Origin of the sequence: Methylobacterium fujisawaense, assembly GCF_039619325.1 — a bacterium.
Classification (GTDB): Bacteria; Pseudomonadota; Alphaproteobacteria; order Rhizobiales; family Beijerinckiaceae; genus Methylobacterium; species Methylobacterium fujisawaense.
In genome coordinates this window covers 4,256,979-4,273,628 of sequence record NZ_CP155000.1, presented here as the reverse complement: position 1 = coordinate 4,273,628, position 16,650 = coordinate 4,256,979, and the positions used below count along the sequence as shown (strand labels likewise).

Genomic DNA, 16,650 nt, shown 5'->3' with positions numbered 1-16,650 from the left:
CTCGCTTCCCGTGCGGTTCGTCGACCAGGACGTAACCACACGAAGGGAGTCGAGACCGTGCTGAGGAAATTCCTGCTCGCGGCCCTGCTGGTGCTGGGCTTCGCGGCTGCGGCGCCGGAGGGCGCGTCCGCCGCGCCCATCGGCCCGGGGCTGGCCCTGCCCGCCGAAGCCGCGCCGGCAGTAGCCGAGAAGGCCCAGTACTACTACCGCCGCCGCTTCTACGGCCCGCGGCCCTACTGGCGCCGCCCCTATTACCGTCGCCGGTTCTACTACGGCCCGCGGCCGTTCTACCGCCGTCCCTATTACGGCCGCCGGTTCTACTACTGAGCGGTTCTCCGACCTGACCGGCCCGGCGGCTCCCTCGAGCCGCCGGGCTTTTTCATGCGCCGATTCGGGGTGCGCGCGGGCGGCCCTTGCTTTATCGTGCCGAGAACGGGACCGCCGACGGCAGATCGGTGCGCCTGAGAGGAAGCCCGATGAACGATATTGCGCAACGCGCCGAGCCTGCGGCGGCGACGCCGGACCTCTGGCAATCCATCCCGCTCGAATGCATCCTGAGTGCGGTCGCCGTGCTGCTGGCGGCGGGTCTCAAGCTCGCCGGCCTGATGTCCTGACGGCGCAGACGGGGCGGATGGACGGCATGCAGCACGTCACACTCTCACCGGCCGGAAGCGCGGCACCGCCCGTGGAGGTCGATCTGCCCAAGGGCGACCTCACGGTGCGCACCATCGCCATGCCGGCCGACACCAATGCCAACGGCGACATCTTCGGCGGCTGGGTGCTCTCGCAGATGGACCAAGCCGGTGGCATCGCGGGGGTGGACCGGGCGCAGGGCCGCGTGGTCACCGTGGCGCTCGAATCCATGACCTTCATCCGGCCGGTCCGGGTCGGCGACGTGCTGTGCGTCTATACCCGGGTGGCGCATGTCGGCCGGACCTCGATGAAGATCGAAGTCGAGGCCTGGGCGCGGCGTTTCTGCACCCAGGTTCGCGAGCGGGTCACGCAGGCCACGTTCACCTTCGTGGCCATTGACGAGGCCGGCCGCCCGCGGCCGATCCCGCCGGCGGTGCCCTCGCCCTCCGCGACTACTTGATCACCCCGCAGGCGATCCGGTCGCCGGCGCCGCCGATCGGCTGGCTGGTGTGGTCGTCCTCGTTGGCGTGAATGATCAGCGCTGCGCCGTCACCATCCTTGAGGCCGCCCTCGCCATTCAGCGGCGTCTCGCTCGAGACCTCGGCATTGGCCGAGCCGTCCTGCGCGGCGTAGAGGTTCGGCAGATCGCCCTCGTCGGGCCCCTCGGCGTTGAGCAGCCCGTGCTTGCTCTGGTCGTGGTTCACGTGGGCCTTCGAGTTCATGAACTTCGGATCCGAGCAGTCGCCCACGGCATGGAAATGCATCCCGTGCCAGCCGGGCGGCAGACCACCGGGCTGGATCGTCACGCGCAGGACCAGGGCATTCGCCCCGTCGCGGATCGACAGGGCGCCGATCGCGTCGCCCTTGGCGTTCTTGATCGGCGCCGTGTAGGTCTCTGCCGGTTTGGCGGCCTCCTTCGGAGGCTCCTGCGCCAGGGCGGCGCCGGCGGCGACGGTCCCGAGCAATGCGAGCAGCGGCAGGGTGCGGGTCATACGGTGGCTCTCCTCTCCGGCCCGGTCTAGTTAGGGAGCGCGCCGGCCTTCGACAGGGCGGCGGCCCGAAACCTCCGTCGCAGATCTGCCGGGACCGCACGAAGCCCTGATGACCCGAGACCGGCCTATCCCGGACCGCGCGCCGCCCACGGACGATCCGTCCCCGCGTCGCGCCGACCTGTTCCTCGTGGCGCACGGCCATTTCGAGAGCCGGGCCCGGGCCCAGGCTGCGATCCGCGCCGGGCTCGTGCGGGTCGACGGGCGCCCGCTCGCCCGCCCCTCGGACACGATCGCCCCGGGGGCACGGGTCGAGGCGGAATCCGAGCATCCCTACGCCTCCCGCGGCGGCATGAAGCTCGCCGCCGCCCTGGATGCGTTCGGCCTCGACCCGGCCGGCCGTACCGGCCTCGACGTCGGCGCCTCGACGGGCGGCTTTACCGACGTGCTGCTGGCCCGCGGCGCCCGCCACGTCCACGCGCTGGATGTGGGCCGGGGGCAATTGCATCCGCGCCTCGCCGGGGATCCGCGGGTGACCAACCGGGAGGGGACCGACATCCGCGTCCTCGACCCGGACGCCCTCGTCCCGCGCCCCGATCTCGCCAGCGTGGACGTGAGCTTCATCGGTCTGCGCCTCGTCCTGCCGGTCCTGCCGCCGCTGCTCGCCCCGGGAGCGGAGGTCGTCGCGCTGATCAAGCCGCAATTCGAGGCCGGGCGCGGGCGGGTCGGCCGCGGCGGCCTCGTGCGCGATCCGGCGGTCCACGAAGAAGTCTGCGGGGCCATCCGCAAAACCCTGGAGGCGCTCGGCGCCGAAATCCTGGGCCTCATCGACTCGCCGGTGCCGGGCGGCGACGGCAATGCCGAGTTCCTGATCGGTGCGAGGTTGCCGTGAGCGAGACAGCCGACATCGAGACGGTCACGATCCGCGACCTCGGCGCCCGCGGCGACGGGATCGCCGAGGATGGGATCCTCGTGCCCTACACCTTGCCCGGGGAACGCGCGGAAATCCGCCGGGAGGCGCGGCGCGGCGACCTCATCGCCGTCACGCAGGCCTCCCCCGACCGGGTCGCGCCGTTCTGCCCGTACTACATGCGCTGCGGCGGCTGCCGCACCCAGCACCTCGCGCGGCCCGCGGAACTCGCCTGGAAGCGCGGCCTCGTCGCGCAGGCCCTGTCCCAGGCCCGCCTCGACGTGGCCCCTGCCCCGATCATCGACGCGCACGGGACCGGGCGTCGCCGCCTCACCCTGCACGTGCGGGAGATCGATGGCCGTGCCGAGGCCGGGCTGATGGCGGCGCGCAGCCACGCGCTGGTCCCGATCGACCATTGCCCGATCACCGTGCCGGCGCTGCACGCGGCCCCCGCGGTGGCGCGCCGCCTCGCCGCCCCCCTGGGCCATGGTCGCAAGCCCCTCGACGTGGCCGTCACCGCCACCGACCAGGGCCTGGACGTCGATCTGCGCGGCCACGGCCCGGTGAGCGCCGGCGTGGGCTCCGCGCTGGTGCGGATCGCCGGCGAACTCGGCCTCGCCCGCCTCTCCCTCCACGGCGAGCGGCTCATGGAGGCCGAGCCGGTCTCGGTCACCGCCGACGCGATCCGCCTCTACCCGGCGCCCGGCGGATTCCTGCAGGCGACCGCCGCCGGACAGGCGACGCTCTGCGATCTCACCCTCACGGCCCTCGGCCCCCGTGTCCGACGTGTCGCCGACCTGTTCGCCGGCTGCGGGCCGTTGAGCCTGGCAATCGCCCGGACGGCCGCCGTTCACGCCATCGAGTCCGACGCCGCCGCCCTGGCCGGGCTCGAACGTTCCGCGCGCATGGCCTCGGGCCTGCGCAGGATCACCACCGAGCGCCGCGACCTGTTCCGGCGGCCCCTGCTCCCCCTCGAACTCGAGGCCTTCGATGCGGTGGTGTTCGACCCGCCCCGGGCCGGCGCGGAGGCCCAGGCCCGCCAGCTCGCCGCCGCGCGCGTGCCCCTCGTGATCGGCGTCGCCTGCGACGCCGGCACCTTCGCTCGGGATGCGGCGACGCTGGTTGCCGGCGGCTACCGGCTGGAGGCCGTCACGCCGGTGGACCAGTTCCGCCATTCGGGCCATGTTGAGATGGTCGGCGTGTTCCGACGCGAGCCGGCGCGGCGCCGATGAGGCAAGCAACCCGCAGTGAAGTTCGGCGTTCTCTCGAAGACTGGAGAGGTTCCATGAGCCGAGGATATTTTCGTCTCGCAGGTCTGGCCGCGCTGAGTCTCACCCTCTCGGCTCCCCTCGCGGCACAGACGGTCGCGCCCGATCAGACGGGCACCGGCGGCGGCCCGGCCTCGACGATCACGGCGCCGAACACCAACAGCCTCGGCGTCACCAAGCCGCCAGGCACGTCGCTCGGGGCCGCCGAAGTGCCGTCCCGCACGGAGGAGCGGCGCGAGCGCGCCCTGACCGATCGGATCGAACGCAGCATCTGCGACGGCTGCAACTGAGCCTGGGTCCGGGGCGCTCGCTCGCGGTCGACGGACCTCGCCGCCGCAGGGTCGGCCTGGGCCGGGCGGCAGGCGACCACCGCCGCCAGGGTGAGCCCGACTCGCCGAACGCGGGGACGATGCCATCCGGACCGAGCAGGCGCATCTCCGGGCGGCGATGGCCGAATTCGGCGGGATCGCCCAGACGACGGTGGGCTGACGGCGCCCAGGCCGGAGCAACCGGTCGCGCCCGCGGCGGTCCATGAGACGGTCCATGAGAGGCCGCGAGCCCTCTCCGTCACCCCTATTCAGCGTCCTTTCGACGCCAAGGCCCTCGGCGAGGCGGCGCCCGGCCCCGCAGCGACCGACGCCGAGCTGTTCCGAGGGATTGGGCCGCGATGTCACGGAAGCGTCAGAAAACAGCGCCACATCCCCGGCACAGCTTGCATCGATCGTCGCGGTGCCGGATGCGGGCTGCGGCCCTGCGCTGTCCCGTGACCGATCCGTATCCGAGACCTGTTCGTGATCTTCATCCACCAGCCCGCCATCGGCGCCGGAGCCACGCTGCTTGAACGCCGCGTCATCGATCTCCAGGACACGATCCCCGAAGACACCGTCTGGCTCGACCTGATCCGCCCGAGCCGCGAGGAGGAGCTGAAGGTCGAGGCCTTCGCCGGCATCGAGGTGCCGACCCGCGAGGAGATGAAGGACATCGAGCCCTCGGAGCTGCTCTACGTGGAAGACGGCGCCCGCTACATGACCGGGCGCGTGCTCTCGAAGGTCAGCGATGCCGAGGAGCCGGGGCTCGCCGGCATCACCTTCATCCTGCGCGGCAACCGGCTCGTCACCGTGCGCCACGAGGAGCCGCAGGCCTTCCGCATGTACACGCAGCGCGCCGGGCGCTCGATGGGCAACGGCAGCGCGTCGGCCACCTCGGGCGAGACCATCCTGGCCGGGCTGATCGAGGCGGTGATCGACCGGGCCGCCGACGTGCTCCAGCTCCAGGGCGAACGCATCGACCGCCTGTCGGGCAAGATCTTCGAAGTGCAGGAGGATCCGTCCGCCCGCAACACCGCCCTCCAGGACACGTTACGCGCCCTCGGCCGGCACGGCGATCTCATCTCCAAGCAGCGGGAGAGCCTCGTCTCCATGGAGCGTATTCTGCTCTCGCTGTCGGCCACCTACCGGACCAACAAGGCCCCGCGCGATCTGCGCGAGGATGTCCGTTCCACCCTGCGGGATCTGCAATCCCTCGAGGAGCACGCCACCTTCCTGTCCACGAAAATCCAATTTTTGCTCGACGCAACACTCGGTCTTGTCAATCTTGAACAGAACAACATCATCAAGCTGTTTTCGGTCATGGCGGTCGTCTTCATGCCGCCGACGCTGATCGCGTCGATCTATGGCATGAATTTTAAAGCCATACCCGAACTAGATTTCTCATTCGGATACCCGATGGCGCTGGTCATGATGGTCGTCGCAGCGGTATTCCCTTACTTTTTCTTTCGCTGGAAGAAGTGGCTTTAACGGCAAAGTCTGCTTCAGAACTGGAAAAATATTAAGGTCTCTGCGGGAGCATGGTGAGACCTGCAGGCGCGGCATGGCCGCGATGACGGAACCTCCCATGCGTTTCTCCCTCAAGACGGTTCTCGCCGGTGCGATCGGCCTACTTGCCCTCGCCGCCGTCGGCCAGGGAATCGCCAGTGTCGTGAGCCTGTCGGAGATCGAGCGCAACGCCGCGGCGATCTCCCAGCAGGCCCTGCCCACGCAGAACCAGGCCGAGGCCATCGGAACGGCCGTGCGGGACGCCCGCCTGCGGCTCTACCGGCTGGTGGTGGCCTCGCCCGACGCGGCAGCCCTGGACAAGAACCAGACCGCGCTGACCGACACCCTCGGCGAGCTTTCCGGCCTCCGTCAGGCTTACCAGGAGCGCCTGACGGCTCCTCAGGACCGGGAGATCTACGAGCGCTTCACCAATGCCTGGAACGCCTACCAGAACGTGCAGCTGCAAGTGGTCGAGCTGATGATCGCAGGCGATCAGCCGGGCGCGCTCGCGCTGGTGCTGGACCCCGCAACGGGTGCGCAGAACGATGCCGCGGTGGCGAGCCTGACCGAGTCCATCGCCTCTGCCCGGGCACAGACCGCGGCCAATGTCGCCGTGACCGTGCAGGCGGCGACGCGCGCCAAGCTGATCGCGATGGCCGCCACCGTGGTGGGCCTCGTGGTCGCCGCCGCCGCGATGCTGTTCGCCCTGTTCGGGATCGCGCGCCCGATCGAGCGCATGACCGGGGCGATGGGCCGCCTCGCCCAGGGCGACGAGAGCGTGCCGGTCCCGCACACCGGGCGCCGCGACGAGATCGGCGCGATGGCGGCGGCCGTACAGGTCTTCAAGGACAACCTGATCCACACCCGCGCCCTGGAGCGGGAGACGGCCCAGGCCCGGGAGGGCGCCGAGGCGCAGCGCCGGCGGGCCGTTCACGCCATGGCCGAGTCCTTCGAGGCCGCGGTCGGCGGCGTGCTGACGCGGGTGGCGGACGCCGCCCTCGGCCTGCGGGCCGAAGCCGAGGCGATGACCAGCACGGCCACGCACACGGCCGAGCGCTCGGCCACGGTGGCGGGGGCCGCGCAGGAAGCCGCCCAGCATGTCGGCACCGTCGCGGCGGCCGCGGAGGAACTCGGCGCCTCGGTGCAGGAGATCGGCCGCCAGGTGGACGGGTCTGCCGAACTCGCCCGGAGCGCGGTGGTCCAGGCCGGCGCCACCGCCGGCCTCGTGCAGGACTTGAGCACGGCGGCGGGCCGGATCGGCGATGTCGTGCGCCTCATCACCGACATTGCAGGCCAGACGAACCTGCTGGCGCTCAACGCCACGATCGAGGCGGCCCGCGCCGGCGATGCGGGACGCGGCTTCGCGGTGGTCGCCAGCGAGGTGAAGCAGCTCGCCGCCCAGACCGCCAAGGCCACCGAGGAGATTGCCGGTCAGGTCGGCCGAATCCAGGGCGCCACCGGACAGACCGTGGACGCCATCGATGGCATCGCATCCCGCATCCGCGAGATCGACGGCGTGGCGACCTCGATCGCGGCCGCCGTCGAGCAGCAGGGCGCGGCGACCCGGGAGATCGCCCGGAACGTCGCCGAGGCCGCATCCGGAACCGGCGCGGTCACCGGGACGATCGACGCAGTGGCGCGGGCGGCCGACGACACGGGCTCGGCCGCCACACGGATGCTCGCCTCGGCGACAAGCCTCTCGGAAGAGACCGCCGAGCTGCGGCGGGAGATCGACGGCTTCCTGCACACCGTGCGCGCGGCCTGACGCTCAGCCGGGGCTCGACAGCTTCATCAGGACGAGCCCGGATCCGATCAGGCCGGCCGCGAGGATCCGGCTGGCGCTCGCCTGCTCGCCGAGCACGGCGATGCCGACCAGGAAGGCGCCGACCGCGCCGATGCCGGTCCAGATCGTGTAGGCGGTTCCCAGGGGCAACGTGCGCATCGCCAGCGCCAGGAAGCCGACACTGCCGGCCATCGACACGGCCATGATCGCGGTCGGCCACAAGCGCGTGAAGCCGTCCGACTGCTTCATCGCGTAGGCCCAGACGACCTCGAGAACGCCCGCGATGACGAGAAAGATCCAGGCCATGGCGGCCCTCCTGAAAGGGCCGGGCCGTCCCGGACTTGTGCCCCGTATACCGGAGGGAGGACGTGGCCTCGCGCGGGATCAGCTAAGGTTTACGGGGGACGGCGGCAAGGGCGCCGCACGGGCCCGATCCACGGACCTCATCCTGAGGTGACCGCGAAGCGGGCCTGGAAGGCGGACTCCCGGAAGCGCGCCGCCCGGTGGCGGTCTCGTTCGAGACCAAAGCTGCGCTCCGGCACCTCGGGACGAGGGCGCGGGTCGGATGCCCCGAACCGACGCCCCGTCACGCCACCGCAGCCAGGTGCTTCACCTCGGCCCGCGCCACAACCTTGCCCACGGGCGGCGCCTTGCAGGTCTCAGCCTCGGGGGCCAGGACCGGCGGCTGCACCCAGCGACCGGCGTCGAGGTCCGCGATCCGGCTGTTGATCTCGCGGATGACGTAGCGCGAGAACGGGTAGACGTGCAGGTAGATCACCATGTTGGTGACCACCGCCTCCAGGGCGGCCGGATTGCGCCGGGCGGTCTCCAGGAACACGCTCCAGAAATGCTTGGCGAGCTCGGGACGGCGCACGGTCATCCGCCAGCACACGCGCAGCAGCGAATAGAGATCGTGGGCGATGTGGCGCCAGTTCAGCTTCTGGGCGGCGAATTTCGGCCGCTTCACCTGCCGCGCGACCACCCGGACCCGGTCGAAGAAGTTCGGCGGGTCGTAGATCTCCTGGAGGACGTCGCGGTAATCGGCCAGCACGTCGCGCTGCGGGCGCAGGGTCACGAAGTTGATGCCCTGCGTGCACTGATCGCCCTGGTCGGCCGTGGTCGCCGCGTAGTTCTCGTAGAGGCGGCCCTCCTTGCGCAGGCGGCGCGAGAGCTGCGTGTTCGGCAGCGCGAAGAGCAGGCCGACCATGGCGATCGGGATGCCGGTCTGGCTGATGCACAGCGACATCGCCTTGCTGATGCTGTCCTTCTCGGTGTCGAAGCCGACGATGAAGCCGGCCGTGACGAACATGCCGTGCTCGTAGAGCTTGTGCACGCTGTCGGCGATCGAGCGCTTGGTGTTCTGCTTCTTCTGCGTCTGGATCAGCGTCGCCTCGTCGGGCGTCTCGATCCCGGTGAACAGGGCGAAGAAGTTCGCGTCCCGCATCATCCCGAGCAGCTCGTCGTCGTCCGCGAGGTTCAGCGAGGCCTCGGTGGAGAACTTGAACGGGTAGCCGTGATCCTCCTGCCACTTGATCAGGTGCGGCAGGAACAGCTTGATGGCCTTCTTGTTGCCGATCAGGTTGTCGTCGACGAAATCGACATGGCCGCGGTAGCCGAGGCCGTAGAGCCGGTCGAGCTCCGCCAGCATCTGCGGCGTGGTCTTGGTCCGCGGGGCGCGGCCGTAGAGCTCGATGATGTCGCAGAACTCGCAGGTGAACGGGCAGCCGCGGGAGAACTGGACGCCGATGTAGAGGTAGTGGCTGAAGGTCAGCAGGTCGAAGCGCGGGATCGGGCTCGTGGTGACGTCGGCCTTGAACTTCTCGGCCGTGAGCCGGCCGCGGCGCTCGCCGGCCTCCCAGGCGGCCACGAACTTGTCGAGGATGCCCTCGGCCTCGCCCAGCACCAGGAAGTCGGCCTTGTCGTAGACCTCGGGCGTCGAGGTCGGCGCGGGGCCGCCCACGCAGACCGGGGTGCCGAGCGCCACGCAGCGGTCGATGACCACGAGGCAATCCGGCTCCTGGGGGAGCATGCCGCCGGTCATCACGAGGTCGGCGGCGCGGATCTGCTCGTCGGTCAGCTCCTCACAATTGCGGTTGACGAGCGACACCTGCCAGGCCGGCGGCAGCATCGCGGCCAGCGTGATGAGGCCGAGCGGCGGCGCGGGCGCGCGGGCGCCCTGCAGCTCCATGGCCTCTTTGAAGTTCCACATGGAGTTTTCGTAGAACTTCGGGAACACCATCAGCACGCGCGGGGCCGTGTTCGCTTCCGACATGCCAGTTTCCCTCGTCCACACATACCCGGCCCCGCCGGCTCCAGACGGAACCGGGTGCAGGATCGCCCTCTGACCTGCGGGTCAATTAAGGCCGTTTTTCGCTCCCGCAGCAATCGGCACCGCCAATCCCGACAGGACGCCGGACCGAACGCCGAAAATCGCCCCGCCCGGGAGCGTTGAGGCTCGTTTGGCCCGTCCGTCGGGAGCGTGCGCCGGTTCCACGACACGCCCGACAAGGGCCCGTCACGGCCCGACCCGGAACCGCTCCGGCTGCGTCCCGTCGGCGTCCGTGAAGCCGTAGATCCGGGCGAGGTCGCCGGCATGCAGCACCGCACCGGCCCGGGCGGCGATATCCGGATCTGCCGCCAGCGCCGCCAGCGCCCGGCCGGCGTAGAGCGGGCTCTCGGTGGCGTGCACCTCCTGGCCGAGATCGCGCGCCCGCTCGGTGGCGACGAAGCCCGGTGAGAGGCCGAGGGCGGTGACGCCGTGGGGCGCGAGTTCGCGGGCGAAGGCCAGGGTCAGCCGGTTGGTGGCGGCCTTGGCGGAATCGTAGAACACGTCACCGAGGTAATCCTCGGTCCCGAAGGAGACGAGCGCCAGAAGCCCGGTCCGCGCCGCCACCAGGGCGGGGGCGACCGCGCGGGCGAGCAGCAGGGCCGGCAGCGGCCCGGCTTCGAGCAGCCCGAGATACGGCTCGGCCGAGCGGCGCCAGAACGGCGTGCCCCATCCGGCCCCGTCCGGGTAGCGCTCGCCGTCATAGCCCTCGTTGCCGCTCCACACGCTGCAGGCCACGACGTCGATCCGACCGAACCGGCGCAGGGTCCAGTGGACCAGCGCGTCGGTGGCGCGCTCGGAGCGGTGGTCGCAGAGGTAATGGTGACCCCGCCCGCCGGCCGCGTCGACCATGCGGGCGGTGTCCTCGATCGCCTCCGGGCGCATCTCGGTGCGCGGGCCGGTCTCGCTGGAGCGCGCCGTGACGATCACCGTGGCCCCGGCCTCTCCCAGCGCCCGGGCGAGCCCCCGGCCGACGCCCCGCGACGCGCCCGCCACGAGGCAGATCTTCCGGGAGAGGTCGGGCGGGCTCACGCCGAGACGGGCTTGGTGCGGTTGAGGAAGGCGGCGAGCCGCTCCTGGGATTCGGGCGAGCGCAGCTGCGCGTCGAAGGCCTTGGCCTCCGCTTCGAGGGCGGCCTCGACCTGCGCCTGATCACCCCGGATCAGCGCCCGGGTTGCCGCCAGCGCCCCGCGCGGCAGGGCGGCGAGGCGCGCCGCCTGCGCGACCGCCTGCTCCACCAGCATGTCGGCCGGCAGCACCGCGTTGACGAGGCCGAGCGCCTGCGCCTCGTCGGCCTCGAGCGGCCGGGACAGGAGCAGCAGCTCGGTCGCCCGGAGGCGCCCGACCCGCAGGGGCAGCAGGTAGCTCGAGGCCGCCTCCGGCACGAGGCCGAGTTCGACGAAGGGCATGCGCAGCCGCGCCGCCGGGCTCGCGTAGACGAGGTCGCAATGCAGGCAGAGCGTCGCGCCGATGCCCACCGCGATCCCGTCGACCGCCGCCACCATCGGGGTTCGGGTGCGGGCGAGCTGGCGGATGAAGGCCAGCGCCGGCGAGGCGCTGAACCCGTCCCCGGCACGATCCCCGGAGGACTGGCCCATGAAGTCGGCGAGGTCGTTGCCGGCGCTGAACATGCCGGGCTGCCCGGCGAAGACCACGGCGCCGATCCGGTCCGAGGCGTCGGCCTCGACCAGAGCTGCACGCATCGCGTCGTACATGGCGCCGGTGAGCGCGTTCTTCTTCTCCGGGCGGTTCAGGGTGATCAGGCGGACGCCGCCCGAGAGGTCGTCGATCGCGACGGGTTCGGCCATGATCCGCTCCTCAAACCGCCAGCGCCAGGGTGGCGTCGTCCGTGAAGGCTCCGCCCGCCACGACGGTCTGCTCCAGGCCGCCGGCCGCGGTGAGCAGGTTCTCGGCGTAGAACCGGGCGAGCGCGATGCGGGCGGCCTGCGCCGGATCGGTCTCGCCGGCCTTCAGGGCGGCGCTGGCGGCGAGCGCGCTGCGGGCCAGGCAGGCGCCCCCGAGCGCCAGGCCGAACAGGCGCAGATACGGCGTCGCGCCCGCCAGCGCCGCCTCGGGGCGGTTGGAGCTCAGCGCGGCGAGCTGGTGGCTCGTGGCCCGGTCGAGGCTGCCGATCCCGTCGCGCAGCCGTGCCGCCATGTGGCCGAAGGCGGGATCGCCGGCCTTGAGCAGACCCTCGGCCGCCCGGCGCATCCAGGCGATCTGCGACCGGGCCGTGGCGCCGCCGTTCAGCGGCAGCTTGCGGGCGGTGAGGTCGATCGCCTGGATGCCGTTGGTGCCCTCGTAGATGCCGAGGATGCGGGCGTCGCGCATGAGCTGCGCCGCCCCGGTCTCCTCGACGAAGCCCATGCCGCCATGGACCTGCACGCCGAGCGAGGTCACCTCGTTGGCGAGGTCCGTCGCGAAGGCCTTGGCCACCGGGGTCAGCAGCGAGGCCCGGTCCAGGGCGGGCTGCCCCTCCGGGCCCTTCGACGCGTCGAGGGCGGCGGCGGTGAGGTAGCAGATGGCGCGTGCCGCGGCCGTGTACGCCTTCATGGTCAGCAGCATCCGCTGCACGTCCGGATGCGCCACGATCGGGCTCGTCGCCCCGGCGGCCCCGATGGCCTTACCCTGGCGCCGCTCTTGCGCGTAGGCGAGCGCCCGCTGGGTCGCGGCCTCGGCCACGCCGACGCCCTGCAGGCCGACGTTGAGCCGCGCCGCGTTCATCATCGTGAACATGCAGGCGAGGCCCTTGTTCTCCTGGCCGATCAGCCAGCCGGTGGCGCCGCCATCGTCGCCGAAGGCCATGGAGCAGGTCGGCGAGGCGTGGATGCCGAGCTTGTGCTCGATGCCGGAGCAGCGCAGGTCGTTGCGGGTCCCGTCCGGCAGCACCTTCGGCACCAGGAACAGGGAGATGCCCCGCGTGCCGGCGGGCGCGTCGGGCAGCCGGGCCAGGACGAGGTGGACGATGTTGTCGGCGAGATCGTGCTCGCCGTAGGTGATGTAGATCTTGGACCCGGTGATCCGGTAGGTGCCGTCGCCCGCAGGCTCGGCCCGGGTGCGCAGCAGGGCGAGGTCGGAGCCCGCCTGCGGCTCGGTCAGGTTCATCGTGGCGGGCCATTCCCCCGAGACCAGCTTCTCGAGGTAGCGCGCCTTCAGGTCGTCGGAGCCGTGGGCCGCGAGCGCCTCGATGCCGCCCTGGGTCAGGAGCGGGCAGAGGCCGAAGGCGAGGTTGGCGCCGTTCCACATCTCGGTGCAGGCGGCCTCGATCAGCTTCGGCAGGCCCTGGCCGCCATGGTCGGCCTCGGCCGAGAGCCCGTTCCAGCCGCCCTCCGTGAAGGTGCGGTAGGCCTCGCGCCAGCCGGGCGGCGTGGTGACCCGCCCCTCCGCGAAGGGGGTGCCGTGCCGGTCGCCGACCCGGTTGAGCGGCGCGATCACGCCGGCGGCGATCCGCCCGGCCTCGCTCAGGATCGCCTCGGCGTCGTCCGGATCGACGGAATCGAGCCCGGCCACGTGCCGGAGGGTGAAGAGCATCTCGGGGACCGGGGCGCGGTAACTCATACGATCCTCCCGTGTTGCGGCCCGCCCGCTCGTTCGATCCGGGGCGGGTTTGACCGCGCCCGCGCACCGGCGCTAGGGCGGGGCGAGGATAGGCGCGCGGGGCTCGCATCGCCATGACCTCGGAGACGGCTTCCCGCATGAATGATCCCGGGTCAACGGGTCCGACCGCGACCCGCCGGCTTCCTCCCGACGCGGCCGGCATCGCGGAGGCCGCCGCGCTCCTGCGGGCGGGGCGCCTCGTCGCCTTCCCCACCGAGACGGTCTACGGGCTCGGGGCGGACGCCACCGATGCCGCCGCGGTGGCGGGCATTTTCGCCGCCAAGGATCGGCCGCGCTTCAACCCGCTGATCTCGCATCTGGCCGATGCGGACGCGGCCCTGGCGGAGGGGGTCTTCGACGCGCAGGCCCGCCGCCTCGCCACGGCTTTCTGGCCGGGTCCCCTGACCCTGGTCGTCCCGGCCCATCCGGGCACGCGGGTCTGCGACCTCGCCCGCGCCGGCCTGCCGAGCCTCGCCCTGCGGGTGCCGGCGCACCCGCTCGCCCAGGCGCTCCTCGCGGAAGTCGGCCGTCCGGTGGCGGCGCCCTCGGCCAACCGCTCCGGGCGTGTGAGCCCGACCCGGGCCGCCCATGTCCTCGACGATCTCGCCGGCCGGATCGCCGCGGTGCTCGACGGTGGCGACACGATGGTGGGCGTCGAGTCGACGGTGGTGGCTTGCCTCGGCGGCGCGCCGCGGCTGCTGCGGCCGGGCGGCATCACGCGGGCGGCGCTCCGGGACGTGCTCGGCCTCGATCCGGCATCTCCGGAGGCGGCCGACGCCGACCGGCCGGCGGGCCCCGGCATGCTCGCCTCGCATTACGCGCCCCGGGCGCGGGTCCGCCTGGATGCGATGCGGATCGAGCCCGGCGAGGCGGTGCTGTTGTTCGGCGCCGGGCGCCCGGCCGGTCACGAAACCGCGCGGGCCAGCCTCAACCTGAGCCCGTCGGGCGATCCCACGGAGGCCGCGGCCCGCCTGTTCGGCGCCCTGCGCGACCTCGATGCCTCAGGGGCCGGCACCATCGCGGTGGTGCCGATTCCGGAAGACGGCCTCGGCGAGGCAATCCGCGACCGCCTCGCCCGGGCCGCCGCGCCCCGCTGACGGCGCAGAAATTTTTGCCGGCAGCGGAACAGATGTCGGCCTGATCCGTTTATTGATCACGAAGGCCTTCTCAGCCCCCAATGGCCTTTTTCCTTTCAGGCTCGGAGCAATCCGAGCCTTTTTTCTTGCCTTCTCAGTCTCGGGCCAGCTTGGCGGCAATGCCGGCCACATGGCGACCCTGGAAGCGGGCCCCCTCCAGTTCCACGGCGCTCGGCTGGCGGGATCCGTCACCATCCGCGATCGTGCTGGCCCCGTAGGGTGTTCCGCCCTTGACCGCCTCGACACCGCCCTGGCCCTGGAAGCTGTAGGGCAGGCCGACCACCACCATGCCGTGGTGGAACAGCACCGTGTGGAAGCTCGTCAGCGTCGTCTCCTGGCCGCCATGCTGCGAGGCCGTCGATGTGAAGACGGAGCCGACCTTGCCGACCAGCGCGCCCTTCATCCAGAGACCGCCGGTTTGGTCGATGAACTGCTTCATCTGCGACGCCATGTTGCCGTAGCGGGTCGGCGTGCCGAAGATGATGGCGTCGTACTGCGCCAGTTCGTCCACGGTGGCGATCGGGGCCGCCTGATCGAGCTTGAAATGGCTCTGCCGGGCGACCTCCTCCGGGACCAGCTCCGGCACGCGCTTCACGACGACCTCGGCCCCGGTCTCGCGGGCCCCCTCGGCGACCGCGTAGGCCATCTGCTCGACGTGACCGTAGGTCGAGTAGTACAGCACCAGAACCTTGGCCATGGACGGGTCTCTCCTGTGTGTCGGGCGGCCGAATCGTCGGCCAGCGTCGTGCCCCTCCATCGCGCATTTGGCGCCTTGCAAGAATGCCCCACCATGCAAGAGTGATCTTGCGCAGACGCAAGGACCCGGGTGTGGCGCTCGACTGGGACGAGTTTCGGTTCGCAAAGGCCGTGGCCGACCGCGGCGGCCTGACCGCGGCGGCGGCGGACCTCGGCATCAACCACTCGACGGCGTTCCGACGCCTCGCGGCCCTGGAGGCGAAGCTCGATACGCGCCTGTTCGAGCGGCTGCGCACGGGCTACGTGCCGACCCCTGCCGGACAGGCGATGATCGCGGCGGCCGCGCGGATCGAGGCGGACGTGGCGCGGTTCACCCGCGTGGTCGCCGGACAGGGCGAAACCCCGTCCGGCGAATTGCGGGTGACCGCACCGGCCGGCTTCGCCGCAGAGCTGCTGATGCCGATGCTCGCGAGCTTCACGGAGCGGTACCCCGACATCCGGCTCGAGCTGATCCTCGCCGAGGCGACGCTCAACCTGTCGCGCCGGGATGCCGACGTCGCGATCCGGATCAGCCGCGAGCCGAGCGAGACCCTGGTCGGGCGGCGTCTCGCAGTCACGGCGTGGGGGGTCTACGGCCGGGCCGACCGCGCCTATGGCGATCTCGCCCGGGAGGCGTGGATCAGTCCGGGACCGCTGGTGGCAGGGGGCTCGTTCATGCGCTTCGTGGAGGCGCGGGTGCCGCCCGACGGCGTTCGCCTCCGGCTCAACGCGGTGATCGGCCTGGAGGCGGCCGTGCAGGCCGGCCTGGGGATCGGCCCGCTCCCCTGCTTCACCGCCGACGTCAATCCGGCACTGCAACGCCTGTCCGGGCCGCATCCGGAGCTGGGGGCGGATCTCTGGATCCTGACGCATCCGGACCTGCGCCACGCGGCACGGGTCCGGGTCTTCATGGAACATATCGCCGAGGCGCTGTTGCCCCTGCGACCGCGCTTCGAAGGCCGCTAAACCGGCTCAGCGGATCTCCGCCACCTCGACCTCGTTGCCGTTCACCTCGACCACGTCACCGATCGTCTTGCCGGTGATCGCGCGGGCGAGCGGCGCCACGTAGGAGATCGAACCCTTGTGCGGATCGGCTTCGTCCTCGCCGACGATCCGGAACGTCTGGCGGGTCTCCTTGCCGGAGTCGTCCTCTCGGATCACCGTGACGGTGGAGCCGAACTGAACCGTGTCGCCGGCCTTGGGCTCGACGAGCTGCGCGGTGTTCTTCCGGGCCGCCCAGTAGCGCAGGTCGCGCCCGATGCGGGAATCCTCCGCCTTGTCGGCAGGGTCCAGCGAGGCGACTTCCTTCTCCAGGCGGGCGACTTCGGCCTCGATCTGCGCGAGGCCTTCCGGCGTCACGAAATTCGTGTGCGGCGAGATCGGCCGATCCGGCAGATTCTCGAACGCTTCTCCACCCTCGGGCTCTTTGACGAATGCAACGCTCATGAAAACATCAACA

General features: G+C 71.4%; 18 protein-coding genes. 10 read left to right on the top strand and 8 right to left on the bottom strand.

The window, feature by feature from the left end:
• Positions 1-57: 57 nt before the first annotated feature.
• The 3 genes from ABC766_RS20315 (at position 58) to ABC766_RS20305 (ending at position 1,093) form a co-directional block, all read left to right on the top strand.
• The gene (locus ABC766_RS20315; RefSeq protein WP_043385676.1) at positions 58-327 is read left to right on the top strand and encodes a hypothetical protein; all 270 of its coding nucleotides are present in this window, start codon (positions 58-60) and stop codon (positions 325-327) included.
• Between the two features lie 149 nt (positions 328-476).
• Entirely contained in the window at positions 477-614 is a 138-nt protein-coding gene (locus ABC766_RS20310; RefSeq protein ID WP_164706365.1) for a hypothetical protein, read from the top strand.
• 26 nt (positions 615-640) lie between these two features.
• The gene (locus ABC766_RS20305; protein ID WP_345819350.1) at positions 641-1,093 is read left to right on the top strand and encodes an acyl-CoA thioesterase; all 453 of its coding nucleotides are present in this window, start codon (positions 641-643) and stop codon (positions 1,091-1,093) included.
• On the opposite strand, the gene ABC766_RS20300 is transcribed toward ABC766_RS20305, so the two are convergent.
• Positions 1,086-1,625, bottom strand: a complete 540-nt coding sequence (locus ABC766_RS20300) for a superoxide dismutase family protein (protein ID WP_043759105.1) — start codon at positions 1,623-1,625, stop codon at positions 1,086-1,088. The two genes, ABC766_RS20305 and ABC766_RS20300, sit on opposite strands and share 8 nt — an antisense overlap.
• Before the next feature lie 109 nt (positions 1,626-1,734).
• Here ABC766_RS20300 and ABC766_RS20295 point away from each other — a divergent pair, with 109 nt between their 5' ends.
• The 5 genes from ABC766_RS20295 to ABC766_RS20275 all read left to right on the top strand — a co-directional run bounded on the left by ABC766_RS20295 (position 1,735) and on the right by ABC766_RS20275 (position 7,379).
• A complete protein-coding gene (locus tag ABC766_RS20295) occupies positions 1,735-2,514 on the top strand; it encodes a TlyA family RNA methyltransferase (protein WP_345819349.1) in 780 nt (259 codons plus the stop codon).
• The gene (locus ABC766_RS20290) at positions 2,511-3,764 is read left to right on the top strand and encodes an RNA methyltransferase (RefSeq protein ID WP_345819348.1); all 1,254 of its coding nucleotides are present in this window, start codon (positions 2,511-2,513) and stop codon (positions 3,762-3,764) included. Before ABC766_RS20295 ends, ABC766_RS20290 begins: the two co-directional genes overlap by 4 nt.
• A 53-nt stretch (positions 3,765-3,817) precedes the next feature.
• On the top strand, positions 3,818-4,090 hold the full coding sequence (locus tag ABC766_RS20285) for a hypothetical protein (protein ID WP_043348336.1): 273 nt from the start codon (positions 3,818-3,820) through the stop codon (positions 4,088-4,090).
• Between the two features lie 501 nt (positions 4,091-4,591).
• On the top strand, positions 4,592-5,596 hold the full coding sequence (locus tag ABC766_RS20280) for a magnesium transporter CorA family protein (RefSeq protein ID WP_043348324.1): 1,005 nt from the start codon (positions 4,592-4,594) through the stop codon (positions 5,594-5,596).
• A 97-nt stretch (positions 5,597-5,693) separates the two neighbouring features.
• Positions 5,694-7,379 (top strand): methyl-accepting chemotaxis protein, encoded by a 1,686-nt coding sequence (locus ABC766_RS20275; RefSeq protein WP_345819347.1) that lies wholly within the window; start codon positions 5,694-5,696, stop codon positions 7,377-7,379.
• A 3-nt stretch (positions 7,380-7,382) separates the two neighbouring features.
• Here the strand turns inward: ABC766_RS20275 and ABC766_RS20270 are convergent, their stop codons facing one another.
• The 5 genes from ABC766_RS20270 to ABC766_RS20250 form a co-directional block, all read right to left on the bottom strand.
• Entirely contained in the window at positions 7,383-7,703 is a 321-nt protein-coding gene (locus ABC766_RS20270) for a DMT family transporter (RefSeq protein ID WP_179697182.1), read from the bottom strand.
• A gap of 280 nt (positions 7,704-7,983) precedes the next feature.
• Positions 7,984-9,669: a B12-binding domain-containing radical SAM protein gene (locus tag ABC766_RS20265; RefSeq protein WP_043348316.1), complete on the bottom strand. Its 1,686-nt coding sequence runs from the start codon at positions 9,667-9,669 to the stop codon at positions 7,984-7,986.
• Between the two features lie 243 nt (positions 9,670-9,912).
• Positions 9,913-10,719: an SDR family NAD(P)-dependent oxidoreductase gene (locus ABC766_RS20260; RefSeq protein WP_043348313.1), complete on the bottom strand. Its 807-nt coding sequence runs from the start codon at positions 10,717-10,719 to the stop codon at positions 9,913-9,915.
• 32 nt (positions 10,720-10,751) lie between these two features.
• A complete protein-coding gene (locus ABC766_RS20255) occupies positions 10,752-11,531 on the bottom strand; it encodes an enoyl-CoA hydratase-related protein (protein ID WP_043348311.1) in 780 nt (259 codons plus the stop codon).
• 10 nt (positions 11,532-11,541) lie between these two features.
• Positions 11,542-13,281, bottom strand: coding sequence for an acyl-CoA dehydrogenase (locus tag ABC766_RS20250; RefSeq protein WP_345819346.1), 1,740 nt, complete (start codon positions 13,279-13,281; stop codon positions 11,542-11,544).
• Between the two features lie 137 nt (positions 13,282-13,418).
• On the opposite strand from ABC766_RS20250, the gene ABC766_RS20245 reads away from it, so the two are divergent.
• Entirely contained in the window at positions 13,419-14,417 is a 999-nt protein-coding gene (locus ABC766_RS20245; RefSeq protein ID WP_345819345.1) for an L-threonylcarbamoyladenylate synthase, read from the top strand.
• A gap of 133 nt (positions 14,418-14,550) precedes the next feature.
• Here ABC766_RS20245 and wrbA read toward each other — a convergent pair whose 3' ends face one another.
• Positions 14,551-15,153, bottom strand: a complete 603-nt coding sequence (wrbA, locus tag ABC766_RS20240; protein ID WP_043348306.1) for an NAD(P)H:quinone oxidoreductase — start codon at positions 15,151-15,153, stop codon at positions 14,551-14,553.
• Positions 15,154-15,284: 131 nt separating this feature from the next.
• Here wrbA and ABC766_RS20235 point away from each other — a divergent pair, with 131 nt between their 5' ends.
• The gene (locus ABC766_RS20235; protein WP_345822806.1) at positions 15,285-16,157 is read left to right on the top strand and encodes a LysR family transcriptional regulator; all 873 of its coding nucleotides are present in this window, start codon (positions 15,285-15,287) and stop codon (positions 16,155-16,157) included.
• Between the two features lie 6 nt (positions 16,158-16,163).
• Here ABC766_RS20235 and greA read toward each other — a convergent pair whose 3' ends face one another.
• Positions 16,164-16,637, bottom strand: coding sequence for a transcription elongation factor GreA (gene greA / locus ABC766_RS20230; protein WP_342143670.1), 474 nt, complete (start codon positions 16,635-16,637; stop codon positions 16,164-16,166).
• Positions 16,638-16,650: the final 13 nt, after the last annotated feature.

Coding starts and splice junctions, on each gene's coding strand:
- wrbA (WP_043348306.1), bottom strand. CDS start 15,153: ATGGCCAAGGTTCTGGTGCTGTACTACTCGACCTACGGTCACGTCGAG.
- ABC766_RS20275 (WP_345819347.1), top strand. CDS start 5,694: ATGCGTTTCTCCCTCAAGACGGTTCTCGCCGGTGCGATCGGCCTACTT.
- ABC766_RS20245 (WP_345819345.1), top strand. CDS start 13,419: ATGAATGATCCCGGGTCAACGGGTCCGACCGCGACCCGCCGGCTTCCT.
- ABC766_RS20270 (WP_179697182.1), bottom strand. CDS start 7,703: ATGGCCTGGATCTTTCTCGTCATCGCGGGCGTTCTCGAGGTCGTCTGG.
- greA (WP_342143670.1), bottom strand. CDS start 16,637: ATGAGCGTTGCATTCGTCAAAGAGCCCGAGGGTGGAGAAGCGTTCGAG.
- ABC766_RS20285 (WP_043348336.1), top strand. CDS start 3,818: ATGAGCCGAGGATATTTTCGTCTCGCAGGTCTGGCCGCGCTGAGTCTC.
- ABC766_RS20300 (WP_043759105.1), bottom strand. CDS start 1,625: ATGACCCGCACCCTGCCGCTGCTCGCATTGCTCGGGACCGTCGCCGCC.
- ABC766_RS20295 (WP_345819349.1), top strand. CDS start 1,735: ATGACCCGAGACCGGCCTATCCCGGACCGCGCGCCGCCCACGGACGAT.
- ABC766_RS20255 (WP_043348311.1), bottom strand. CDS start 11,531: ATGGCCGAACCCGTCGCGATCGACGACCTCTCGGGCGGCGTCCGCCTG.
- ABC766_RS20305 (WP_345819350.1), top strand. CDS start 641: ATGCAGCACGTCACACTCTCACCGGCCGGAAGCGCGGCACCGCCCGTG.
- ABC766_RS20310 (WP_164706365.1), top strand. CDS start 477: ATGAACGATATTGCGCAACGCGCCGAGCCTGCGGCGGCGACGCCGGAC.
- ABC766_RS20265 (WP_043348316.1), bottom strand. CDS start 9,669: ATGTCGGAAGCGAACACGGCCCCGCGCGTGCTGATGGTGTTCCCGAAG.
- ABC766_RS20250 (WP_345819346.1), bottom strand. CDS start 13,281: ATGAGTTACCGCGCCCCGGTCCCCGAGATGCTCTTCACCCTCCGGCAC.